10 protein-coding genes are annotated in these 12,150 nt (G+C 39.4%); 1 reads left to right on the top strand and 9 read right to left on the bottom strand.

The window, feature by feature from the left end; genetic code table 11:
- Positions 1 to 54: 54 nt before the first annotated feature.
- The 5 genes from hemB to hemA are packed head-to-tail and all read right to left on the bottom strand — an operon-like array spanning position 55 to position 4,961.
- The gene (gene hemB / locus GD441_RS01670; RefSeq protein ID WP_153123025.1) at positions 55 to 1,041 is read right to left on the bottom strand and encodes a porphobilinogen synthase; all 987 of its coding nucleotides are present in this window, start codon (positions 1,039 to 1,041) and stop codon (positions 55 to 57) included.
- A 7-nt stretch (positions 1,042 to 1,048) separates the two neighbouring features.
- The gene (locus GD441_RS01665; protein ID WP_153123023.1) at positions 1,049 to 1,825 is read right to left on the bottom strand and encodes a uroporphyrinogen-III synthase; all 777 of its coding nucleotides are present in this window, start codon (positions 1,823 to 1,825) and stop codon (positions 1,049 to 1,051) included.
- Positions 1,825 to 2,757: a hydroxymethylbilane synthase gene (hemC, locus tag GD441_RS01660; protein ID WP_153123021.1), complete on the bottom strand. Its 933-nt coding sequence runs from the start codon at positions 2,755 to 2,757 to the stop codon at positions 1,825 to 1,827. Before hemC ends, GD441_RS01665 begins: the two co-directional genes overlap by 1 nt.
- A 9-nt stretch (positions 2,758 to 2,766) precedes the next feature.
- On the bottom strand, positions 2,767 to 3,600 hold the full coding sequence (locus GD441_RS01655; protein WP_153123020.1) for a cytochrome C assembly family protein: 834 nt from the start codon (positions 3,598 to 3,600) through the stop codon (positions 2,767 to 2,769).
- A 14-nt stretch (positions 3,601 to 3,614) separates the two neighbouring features.
- On the bottom strand, positions 3,615 to 4,961 hold the full coding sequence (gene hemA, locus GD441_RS01650; protein WP_153123018.1) for a glutamyl-tRNA reductase: 1,347 nt from the start codon (positions 4,959 to 4,961) through the stop codon (positions 3,615 to 3,617).
- A 253-nt stretch (positions 4,962 to 5,214) separates the two neighbouring features.
- Between hemA and GD441_RS01645 the strand changes: the two genes are divergently transcribed.
- A complete protein-coding gene (locus tag GD441_RS01645; protein ID WP_153123016.1) occupies positions 5,215 to 5,700 on the top strand; it encodes a LiaI-LiaF-like domain-containing protein in 486 nt (161 codons plus the stop codon).
- Positions 5,701 to 5,850: 150 nt separating this feature from the next.
- Here GD441_RS01645 and yihA read toward each other — a convergent pair whose 3' ends face one another.
- The 4 genes from yihA to clpX all read right to left on the bottom strand — a co-directional run bounded on the left by yihA (position 5,851) and on the right by clpX (position 12,076).
- Positions 5,851 to 6,447: a ribosome biogenesis GTP-binding protein YihA/YsxC gene (gene yihA / locus GD441_RS01640; RefSeq protein WP_153123014.1), complete on the bottom strand. Its 597-nt coding sequence runs from the start codon at positions 6,445 to 6,447 to the stop codon at positions 5,851 to 5,853.
- Positions 6,444 to 8,768 (bottom strand): endopeptidase La, encoded by a 2,325-nt coding sequence (lon, locus tag GD441_RS01635; RefSeq protein ID WP_153123012.1) that lies wholly within the window; start codon positions 8,766 to 8,768, stop codon positions 6,444 to 6,446. Before lon ends, yihA begins: the two co-directional genes overlap by 4 nt.
- A 228-nt stretch (positions 8,769 to 8,996) precedes the next feature.
- Positions 8,997 to 10,661 (bottom strand): ATP-dependent protease LonB, encoded by a 1,665-nt coding sequence (gene lonB / locus GD441_RS01630; RefSeq protein WP_153123010.1) that lies wholly within the window; start codon positions 10,659 to 10,661, stop codon positions 8,997 to 8,999.
- Positions 10,662 to 10,810: 149 nt separating this feature from the next.
- A complete protein-coding gene (gene clpX, locus GD441_RS01625; RefSeq protein ID WP_153123008.1) occupies positions 10,811 to 12,076 on the bottom strand; it encodes an ATP-dependent protease ATP-binding subunit ClpX in 1,266 nt (421 codons plus the stop codon).
- Between the last annotated feature and the right edge of the window lie 74 nt (positions 12,077 to 12,150).

The following is a 12,150-nucleotide window of genomic DNA, read 5'->3' as shown; positions in this document are numbered from 1 at the left end:
CGAACGTCTCCTTTACAATCATCCTAAATGGGGAGAAAATGATTTTTGAACGGATTATTGCTCTTTCAACCAGCGTGCAATATCCTTTGCAAAGTATGTGATAATTAAATCAGCGCCGGCTCTCTTCAATCCTGTCAATGTTTCCATAACAATACGCTTCTCATCGATCCAGCCGTTTTGGGCAGCTGCTTTGATCATAGAGTACTCGCCGCTAACATTATAAGCGACTACAGGCAAATTAAAATGATTCTTTACATCCCGGATAATGTCCATATACGCAAGAGCAGGTTTTACCATTAAAAAGTCTGCTCCTTCCAATACATCCGATTCAGCTTCTCTCAATGCCTCTAAACGATTAGCAGGATCCATTTGATACGTTTTTCGGTCACCGAATTGTGGTGCACTGTTTGCAGCATCACGGAACGGTCCATAATAGGCAGAAGCGTATTTTACTGCATAAGACATAATAGGCACATCATGATAACCAGCTTCATCCAATCCTGCACGAATTGCAGCGACAAAGCCATCCATCATATTAGAAGGGGCAATAATATCTGCACCAGCCTCTACCTGACTAACAGCAGTTTTTGCTAATAGATCCAGCGTTGGATCATTTAACACCTTTCCATTCTCGACAATGCCGCAGTGTCCGTGGCTTGTGTATTCACAAAGACATGTATCTGCTACAACCAATAGGTCTGGATATTTCTCTTTTACAAGTCGCGTCCCTTGTTGAACAAGCCCGTTATGGCTATAGGCCCCTGTTCCTGTTTCATCCTTTTCATGTTCGTATGGGACACCAAATAAAATAACAGAACGAATCCCTAGCTGTACTGCTTCGTCTACTTCAGCCAATAAATTGTCGAGTGACAGTTGGTAAACGCCAGGCATAGAAGCAACTTCATTTTTTACATTTTCTCCAGCTGCGATAAAAATCGGATAAATTAAATCCTCAGTACGTAAAAAAGTTTCTCGTACAAGCGTTCTTATATTTTCACTTGTTCTTAATCTTCTATGACGTCTAAATTGCAGATCTCTCATTTTTTTATTACCGCCTCTCAAATTGATTTAAGCTCTTAATCATAGCTTTTGCCGTATATTCATCTGGACAAACATCCACTGTCAATCCAAGCTTCTCTGCTGTGTTTTTGGCAATAGGACCGATACAAGCCACAGTGAGATCATTCACATAGCCCGCCAATCCATGTTTTTTTACGACCTTCATAAAATTTTCAACAGTTGAAGAGCTTGTAAACGTCGCCACATCAACCTTACGCTCTATTAATGTATCAACCAATAATTTTTCGCTCTGCTCTGGCATCTTATTTTCATAAATAATGATTTCATCGCAATGAGCTCCAGAAGTGATAATTCGATTACAAATGATATTCCTAGCCAAGTTGCCCTTTGGAAGAAGTACCCTGCTCGTTTCATTTAACAGAGGGATTAATTCATCTACAAATACCTCAGCCACATAGGAAGAGGGAATAAACTCTGCTTGAAGTCCCTTATTTAGTAGTGCTTGTTTCGTTTTTTCCCCAATCACAGCAATCTTCGGCATCCGAGGTTCCAAGCCAAAAACCTGTAACCAATAAAAAAAGAAATCTACCCCGTTTTTACTTGTAAAAATAATCCAATCGTATTGTTCTAGTTTGTCCAAATATGGTTGTATGTAGTTTTTATTGTTTGAAGGTAGAAAGGATAACAAAGGAATCTCTATTGGAGACCCTCCATATTGTTTGATCAATTGAGATAATTCCGCTGCTTGCTGCCTTCCTCTTGTAACAAGAACATTTTTCCCTTGAAGAAAGCCGGAATCCTTCATTATTGGTTTAGCTCCTCTTTCACTTCGTCAATTAGCTTCTTGGCTCCCTTTTCTGATAAAATCCTTGCAGCTTCATGACCAACCTTGATTGGATCTTCACCTCTTAGTGTTTCTTGATAGATGGTCTTTCCATCTGGAGCAGCCACCAAAGCTGTTAATTCGATTTCAAAAGCATCATTTACTGTTGCATATCCCGCAATCGGAACCTGACAGCCGCCTTCCATTTTATCTAAAAAGGCGCGCTCCGCTTGCACGGCTTTTTCGGTTTTATGACAAGTGAATTTTTTGAGCGCCTCTAAAAGCTCTAGATCATCCTCGCGACACTCAATAGCTAGCGCACCTTGACCTACTGCAGGGAGACAAAGCTTAGGGTCTAAAAATTCCGTCACGACTTCTGATTTCCAGCCCATACGTGAAAGACCTGCAGCAGCTAGGATAATGGCATCATAATCTTCATCTTTCAATTTTTGAAGTCTCGTATCAATATTTCCACGAATCCATTTAATTTGTAAGTCAGGCCTTTTTGCCAAAAGCTGTGCACTTCTTCTTAGACTGCTTGTCCCAATGACAGCTCCTTCTTTTAGCTCTTCTAAAGTTTCTCCGTTTTTGGAAATAAGAACATCTCGATGGTCTTCCCTTTCCGGAACAGAACCAATAGTTAAGCCTTTAGGCAAGGTCGCTGGCATATCTTTCATGCTGTGGACAGCCATATCGATCTCCTTATTAAGCAGCGCCTGTTCGATTTCTTTTACGAAAAGGCCTTTTCCTCCAACCTTTGATAAAGTAACATCTAGGATTTGGTCTCCCTTTGTCACGATTTCCTTCACTTCAAATTCATAAGGCAACCCTAATGATTTCAGCTGATTGATGACCCAGTTTGTTTGTGTCAGCGCCAGTTTACTGCGTCTTGAACCGACTATGATTTTTCTCATGAGATCCTCCTACGTATACCAGAAATGAAAAGTCGATAAGCTTCCAAATAGGAAAAAATTAATCAAAACAATAAAAAAAGAGGCGATATTCCAATAAGCTAATGTTTTTCCGTAAATTTGTTTTCTTACTCTAAGATACAGGTATATGCTGTACGAGAGAAGAATGGTCAATGAACCTAAAATTTTGGGATCGAACCAGATAAGATCCGGAACTTTAATATACGCCCATTGAATGCCTAGGATAATACCGACGATTAGCATTGGTACTCCAATTACGGCGAGCACATAAGACATATGCTCGAGCTTTTGTAAGTCTCCTATCCTTAACAAACGCTTGCCCCATTTTTTTCTCTTTAATAAATCATACTGCAGTAAATAAAGCAGTGAAAAAACAAATGACAGTGAAAAGGCTCCATATGATAGAATGGCGGCGGTAATATGGATGAGCAAAAGCTCCGACACAAGCTTTTGGGCAAGCACTTGTGATTCCACTTGAACAGGTGCGAAAGTGTGTACGACCATAACGATAAATCCAAGCACATTGGTAAAAAATACAGTAAAATCCACTCGGAGAAGCTTGTTGATCCCGAGTGAAAGTGTAATTAATACCCAAGCATAGAAATATAAACCCTCGAAAATCGTTAATACTGGGAATCTACCCGTCTTGATCATATAGAGAAACAAAAAGATTGTTTGCAAAACCCAAACAATCGCAAGTAGCCAGAAGGCAAAACGGTTTGCCTTCCGGTTGTTATGAAGAAAATCGATAAAGTATAGCAGTACACTTAATGCATAAAGAACGACAGTGATTTCATGCAACCTTGTCATAGACACTTCAAGCATAGAAAATGCCTACCTTAGACATGAGCCTGAACAGCCTTTGGCTCTTTTTGAAAATATATTTTTTCATTTTTTTGCAGAGCGGATTGCTTCTCAACCAATTCCTCAATTTTAAAGGTCTTCATGAAGTTTTGCAGGGCCTCTTCACTGTTTGGCTCACCCGCTAGCTCTTTCGCATATAAAATTGGATCCTTCAGCATTTGATTAATAATGCTTTTCGTATGTTTACTTAGTACTTTTTTATCCCGTTCTGAAAGGTGAGGAAGCTTTCTTTCAATACTTTCCATCGTTTCAGCCTGGATTGCTAAAGCTTTTTCACGTAGAGCGGAAATGACTGGCACAACCCCGAGCATATTGAGCCAATTATTGAACTCTACAATTTCAGCTTCAATCATAATCTGGATTGCTTCAGCAGCCTTTTTCCGTTCCTGAAGATTCGCTTCAACAATACCTTCTAAATCGTCAATGTCATAGAGGAATACACTGTCAAGCTCAGATAGCTTAGGATCCAAGTCACGTGGTACTGCAATATCAACCATGAAAATCGGTCTTCCTTTGCGCATTCTATTCACAAAGGTCATCATTTCTTTTGTAATGACAAAATCTTTTGCACCTGTTGAAGAAATCAAGATATCCGCCTCAACTAGTGCACATTGCAGCTCTTGCAGCTGCTTTGCCTTGCCGGAAAATTTATCAGCAAGAGCGACTGCCTTTTCATATGTGCGGTTGATTACCGTAATATCCTTAGCTCCACTGCCATGAAGGTTTTGAATGGCCAGTTCGCCCATTTTACCAGCACCGAGCACGAGTACATGTTTTTTATTTAAATCACCAAAAATTTTCTTGGCAAGCTCAACCGCAGCATAGCTTACAGAAACGGCGTTGGTGTTGATTTCTGTTTCGGCATGAGCTCTTTTGGCAAGAGTAATGGCTTGCTTGAATAAATGATTAAACACTGTGCCAATAGTATTTTCTTTTTGACCTAATAAATAACTAGAGCGTACTTGACCAAGGATCTGTGTTTCACCCAGTACCATCGAATTCAATCCGCAACTTACCTGAAACAGATGCTCTACCGCTCCGTCGCCTTCATAGATAAATAGGAATGGAGAGAACTCTTTCGTTTCAATATTAAACCATTGCGATAGGAACTCTTTAATATAATAACGTCCTGTATGAACCTGATCGACCACTGCATAAATTTCCGTACGATTACATGTAGAGATAATGATATTCTCTAATATACTTTTTTTATTTTTCAAAGCCTTCATTGCTTCTGCAAGTTCAGCTTCGTTAAAAGATAAACGCTCACGAATTTCTACAGGGGCAGTTTTATAATTCAGACCAACTGCTAAAATATGCATCCCTTTGTTCACACCCCCAAAAAAAAATACAAAAATACCTAATCATAATTATAGCATGTACAATTTTCTGTGAATCTAAAAAATATGAACAGAAAATGAAATCATGTGCTAACATGGAAACAGTTAGAATAGCGGAAAGCATTTTTCGTTTTTCCGTCCCCATATGCAACAAGTTTCGACATAACCCTACTATTGTACCGTATCAAAAATACCCTTTCTATGCAAGCGGTTAAAATTATGGAGGAGGCAAATGATGAAAACGCAACGAATTTTTCCAGGAGCCGTTTTAATTAGCTTCGGCCTATACTTCTTTCTTGAACAAAATAAAATCGAGCTTTTTGAAGGCTTTTTTTCTTGGCCCACTTTGCTTGGTATAGTCGGATTTGCCTTTTTACTACAGGCATATTGGGGCAAAGATTATGAAGCGATCCTGCCAGGTGTTATCCTTTTTGGCTACGGATTGCACTTTCATATCGTCAATCGTTTAAATCTATGGCCCAATGATATTGGAATTTTTATATTAATCATTTCTCTTGGATTCATTTTAAAAGCAAGAAGAACAAAAGGTGGACTGTTTCATGGTATCCTTCTTTTAGTTGTTTCAATCCTTTTGTTATTTTACGATTCTATTTTCAAGTGGTTTGGTGTTTTGGAATCCGGTCTAGATAAAGCTCTTACGTTTTGGCCATTTATATTAATGGCTGTTGGGGTGTATGTAATAGTGTTAAAGAAAAAATGAGGACGGTTTGTGGAGTATCTGCAAGTGCGTGAAATATACATTTGTTAACAGCATGAATATGCGTAAAATATATTTTGTCTACATACTAAGGGCTTTCTCCTAGACGAGAAAGCCCCTTTTACTATTAGTGAAATGCAATGCTCGAAAAGATTATTCTCCTTGTTTAATCATATATTTTCTAAGAGCATCCCATGCCTGCTCTTTACCCAGTCCAGTTTCAGATGAAAAGAGAATTAAATCATCTTCTTTTTCCAGCTGCAACGTTTCCTTCGTTACCTTTAAATGCTTTTGCCACTTGCCTTTCGGGATTTTATCGGCTTTGGTGGCAATTACAATAACAGGCACATCGTAATGCTTTAAAAAATCATACATCATGACGTCATCTTTTGTAGGTGGATGACGAAGATCAACAATAAGTACAGCTGCTTTTAGTTGATCACGAGTTGTAAAATACGTCTCAATCATTTTACCCCAGGCTTCGCGTTCTTTTTTTGATACCTTAGCAAATCCATATCCTGGAACGTCAACAAAATAAAGGGATTCATTCACTAAATAGAAATTCAAAGTTTGTGTTTTTCCCGGCTTAGAAGAAGTTCTGGCAAGATTCTTTCGGTTAATCATTTTATTAATGAAAGACGATTTTCCTACATTTGATCTTCCAGCCAAAGCAAACTCAGGCAAATTCCCTTCAGGATATTGATCCGGTTTTACTGCGCTGATGACGATTTCCGCTGATGTTACTTTCATTGAATATCACCTGCTAACGCTTGCTTCAATACTTCATCGACGTGAGAAACTAGATAAAACTCCAAATCTCCGCGAACACTTTCTGGTATATCATCAATGTCTTTTTCATTATCTTTTGGCAATATGATTTTCTTCAATCCGGCACGGTGAGCACTGAGTGTTTTTTCTTTTACCCCTCCTATTGGAAGAACACGCCCTCTTAACGTAATCTCACCAGTCATACCCACTTCCTTTTTAACAGGCTTGCCAGTTAAGGCTGACACTAACGCTGTAGTAATCGTAATCCCAGCTGATGGTCCATCTTTTGGAACAGCCCCTTCAGGAACATGGATATGAATATCGTATTTTTCATGAAAATCCCTTTCGATCCCGAGCTCATCCGCTTTTGAACGGATATAGCTAAATGCTGCTTGAGCCGATTCTTTCATGACATCACCAAGCTTACCCGTCAAAACAAGCTTGCCTTTTCCAGGTGCTAAAGATACTTCTATTTGCAGAGTATCTCCGCCAACTGTAGTATAGGCTAGTCCTGTTGCCACGCCGACTTGATCGTCAAGCTCAGCTTGACCGTATCGAAACTTCGGCTTGCCAAGGAAGCTTTCCACCGTTTTGTCTGTCACTACTACTTTTTTCTTTTCACCTGAAACAATAATTTTTGCTGTTTTTCTACAGATTGCTGCTAATTGTCGCTCAAGACTACGGACTCCCGCTTCTCTCGTGTAATACCTAATAATTTTTAGAATTGCCTCTTCTTTAACTTGTAGCTGAGATTTTTTCAAGCCGTGATCTTTAATTTGTTTTGGCAATAAATGTTCTTTGGCGATGTGGAGTTTTTCAAGCTCCGTATAGCCGGAAATATGAATAATTTCCATTCGATCCCGTAATGGTCCAGGAATGGTCGCAAGATTATTGGCCGTGGCAATAAACATAACCTTCGATAAATCATAAGGTTCTTCGATATAGTGATCGCTAAAATTATGGTTTTGTTCTGGGTCCAACACTTCCAGCAATGCAGCGGAAGGGTCCCCTCTAAAATCCGAGGACATTTTATCCATTTCGTCCAAGAGAAATACTGGATTAATTGTACCGGCTTTTTTCATTCCTTGAATGATTCTCCCAGGCATTGCTCCAACATATGTTCTTCGATGTCCGCGAATTTCAGATTCATCTCGAACACCGCCCAATGATATACGAACGAAATGACGATTTAATGAAGCTGCAATCGAGCGTGCCAAGCTGGTTTTTCCAACGCCAGGAGGTCCCGCTAAACAAAGAATTGGACCTTTTAGTGAGTTTGTCAGTTTTTGGACTGCTAAATATTCCAATACACGCTCCTTTACCTTTTCAAGACCGTAATGATCTCGATTCAGGATTTTCTCAGCCCTATCAATATCCAGATCGTCTTCGGTTGCTTTTGACCAAGGCAATGAAACGAGCCACTCTAAATAATTACGAATGACTGAGCTCTCAGCCGAACTTGATGGTACTCTTTCATAGCGATCCAACTCTTTAAATGCCGTTTCCAAAACATGCTTAGGCATGCCGGCATTTTCTATCTTTTCCTTCAGAGCAGCAATTTCTCCCGTTTTACCTTCCCTATCACCAAGCTCTTTTTGGATCGCTTTCATTTGTTCACGAAGATAGTATTCTTTTTGAGTTCTCTCCATGGAGCGTTTTACTCGCTGACCGATTTTTTTCTCAAGATTCAGTACTTCTTTTTCATTATTTATTATTTCGATCACCCGGGTTAATCGCTGCTTAATATCTATGGTTTCTAGAATCTCCTGCTTCTCCTTTAGCTTAAGAGGTAAATGAGATGCAATAATATCAGCAAGTCTTCCTGGTTCTTCAATATCAGCTGTAGACGTAAAAGTCTCACTTGAGATTTTTTTAGACATTTTTATGTACTGCTCAAAATAATCAAGGAGCGTCCTCATTAATGCTTGATGCTCGATATCCTTCTCATCACTGTCTTGATGAACAATCAGTTTAGCTGACATATATGTGTCATGATCCTGAATGGATAATGCTTCAGCACGACTTAGTCCTTCAACAAGAACCCGAATGGTTCCATTAGGCAGCTTTAGCATTTGTTTTACTTTTGTTAATGTACCCATAGAAAAAACATCATCTTCTCCAGGGTCATCAATCGATACATCCTTTTGAGATGTAAGAAAAATTAGATGATCTTCCACCATTGATTTTTCCAAGGCCTGCACAGATTTGTCTCTACCAACATCTAAATGCAGGACCATCGTAGGGTAAACTAGCAATCCTCTCAACGGAAGGAGGGGGACGATGATTTCTTTCTTTTCAGCCATAGCCTGACACCTCCAATATGTATGAACGCGAATTTTTCCATCGTACTCAGTCTTTTTACAATTCTATCTTATTTACTATAACGTGTCTATCAAGAGCTACAAATAGCGGAAAACTCCTTCATTTATTATTACGCAAAGAAAACTCGCCGACTGGCGAGCCCTTATTTGTGAAAAACGATTGATTTATGACCGGGTATCTTATAAGATATCTCCCATATATCAGTTGTACTAAACACTTTCACGCTTTGAAAAGTTCAATTGTGGTAGTAGACCATCTGGTGTTTCTTCTTTTTTTAGCGCAACCTCTAACACTTCCCGTAAATGATTTACAGGAATAATCTCAATTCCCTCAAATTCAGCTAAAATGGATTGCATATTTTCAGCTGGTATGATGACTTTTTTTGCTCCAGCTTTTACAGCTGCTTTTACTTTTGGTAAAACGCCACCAATTGGCTTTACGAACCCATGAATACTGATTTCTCCGGTCATAGCCATTTGATGGTCTATCGGAATTTTATAGATCGCTGAATAAATACCTGTGGCCATAGCAATTCCTGCCGAAGGTCCATCGATCGGGACACCTCCTGGAAAATTCACATGGATATCAAAACCGTCAGCAGGCACGCCCATCGAACGAAGAACGGTCACTACGTTTTCAATGGAGCCTCTAGCCATACTTTTTCTTTTTATGGATTTCCCACTTCCACCAATACTTTCCTCTTCTACTATTCCTGTTATATTAATTGAGCCCTTATCTTTTGAAGCAATGACAGTCACTTCAATTTCAAGCAATGCCCCGCTATTCGGACCGTAAACGGCAAGTCCATTCACAAAGCCAATTTTCGATACGTCGGATATTTTTCGTTCTATCCTAGGTGTAAGCTGACTTGATTGAACGATCCATTCAATATCTTCATCCTTTATGTAATTTCTTTCCCCTGTAATGGCTAGTCCAGCAGCGATTTGCATTGTATTCACTGCTTCCCTGCCGTTCCTAGCATAGTTGGACAAGATGCCTAAAGCCTTTTCACTGACCTTCATATTTACTTTATCAGCAGCATTTTTTGCAACTTTCATTATTTCTTCCTGTTCTAGTTCACGGAAAAACACTTCCATACAGCGTGAGCGGATTGCAGGCGGTATTTCGTTCGGTGTTCTCGTTGTCGCCCCGATTAAACGAAAATCTGCAGGCAAGCCATTTTTGAAAATATCATGAATATGGGCAGGTATACCGGTATTCTCTTCCTGATAATAAGCACTCTCAAAAAAAACCTTCCGATCCTCTAGCACCTTTAACAGTTTATTCATTTGAATTGGATGGAGCTCTCCAATTTCATCAATGAATAACACACCTCCGTGTGCATTAGACACAGCTCCCTGCTTTGGCTGAGGAATTCCCGCTTGTCCCATAGCTCCTGCTCCTTGATAAATCGGATCGTGAACCGAGCCAATCAAGGGGTCTGCAATTCCCCTTTCATCAAACCGTGCTGTAGTTGCATCAAGCTCAATAAATACGGAGCTCTTTTTAAAAGGGGATTTGCCATTCTTTTTAGCTTCTTCTAATACCAGTCGTGCTGCAGCCGTTTTTCCTACACCTGGAGGACCGTAAATAATGACATGCTGGGGATTAGGTCCACATAATGCAGCCTTAAGTGCTTTGATCCCATCCTCTTGACCAACTATATCATCAAATGAAGTCGGTCTTACCTTTTCTGCCAAAGGCTCAGTCAAAGAAATCGAACGCATCTTTCTAAGCTCTTCCATTTCCTTCCTTGATTCTCTGTCAATTGTTATTCTTTGAGCTCTTTGTCCTTTTAAGAGATTGAGAAAATATAATCCAATCACAATGCCGAAAAACAATTGAATGAACATGGCGATTCCAGTCCAACTCATAAATGTCCCTCCTAAAAAATACTCTCGTTTTCTGTACTTGCTAGTATCTCCTAAGAGGGATATAAATAACCTTAAAAATAAGAAAAGCGGAAAGTGTCTGTATATGAAAAAAGAATTGCCAAAACGCAGCAATTCTTTTTTCTGTTCGTTTATGCAGATGTTTTCTTTTCTTCTACAATCGTTGTACCGTCTTTTAAAACGAGTTTTGGAGGCTTATTTTCCATAACCGTTTCTGCAGTAATAATACATTTTTGAATATCGTCACGGGATGGCAGTTCAAACATCACATCTAGCATGATGCCTTCGATGATTGAACGTAGACCGCGAGCACCCGTTTTTCTTTCGATTGCCTTTTTGGCAATCTCATGTAATGCGGCTTCCTCAAATTCAAGCTCTACATCATCGAGCTCAAGCATTTTTTGATATTGCTTTACAAGAGCATTTTTCGGCTTGGTCAAAATTTCAATTAATGCTGCTTCATCCAGTGGCTCTAGTGTTGCAATTACAGGAAGACGACCAATGAATTCAGGGATTAATCCGAATTTCAACAAGTCTTCAGGCAGGACTTTTGAAAGAAGATCTTTGTCTGGCACTTCATTCTTCTTGTTATCCGTACCAAAACCAATTACTTTTTGGCCTAAACGGCGTTTGATAATTGGTTCGATTCCATCAAATGCACCACCGCAAATAAATAAAATGTTGGTAGTATCAATTTGAATAAATTCTTGATGCGGATGCTTACGACCGCCTTGTGGAGGTACACTCGCAACCGTTCCTTCAAGAATTTTCAATAAGGCTTGCTGAACTCCTTCACCGGACACATCACGTGTAATAGAAGGATTTTCTGATTTTCTTGCCACTTTGTCAATTTCATCAATATAAATGATACCCTTTTCAGCCTTTTCCACATCATAGTCAGCAGCTTGTATCAATTTAAGAAGGATGTTTTCAACGTCTTCGCCAACGTATCCAGCTTCAGTCAAGGAAGTAGCATCTGCTATAGCAAAAGGTACATTTAATAATCTTGCCAATGTTTGTGCAAGTAACGTTTTACCGCTTCCTGTCGGACCAATTAAACAAATATTACTCTTTGAGAGCTCAACATCATCAATCTTGCTATTAGAGTTAATCCGCTTGTAGTGGTTGTAAACAGCAACTGCCAAAGATTTTTTTGCCTGCTCCTGACCAATTACATACTCATCCAGTATCTCCCTGATTTCCTTCGGCTTAGGAACATCTTTAAATTCTACCTCTTCTTCTGTACCAAGCTCTTCTTCCACGATTTCTGTGCAAAGCTCAATACATTCGTCACAAATATATACGCCGGGACCTGCCACAAGTTTTCTTACTTGCTCTTGTGTTTTCCCGCAAAAGGAACATTTAAGCTGACCTTTTTCGTCATTAAATTTAAACATAATCTCTCACCCCTTTAAAAACTTATACGTCATATAAAAATAACGAGGCAAACTATCCGTCCTCAAGTTTCATA

This window comes from Peribacillus tepidiphilus (genome assembly GCF_009466385.1).
Taxonomy (GTDB): domain Bacteria; phylum Bacillota; class Bacilli; order Bacillales; family DSM-1321; genus Bacillus_BN; species Bacillus_BN tepidiphilus.
This window is presented reverse-complemented; position numbering and strand designations above follow the sequence as displayed.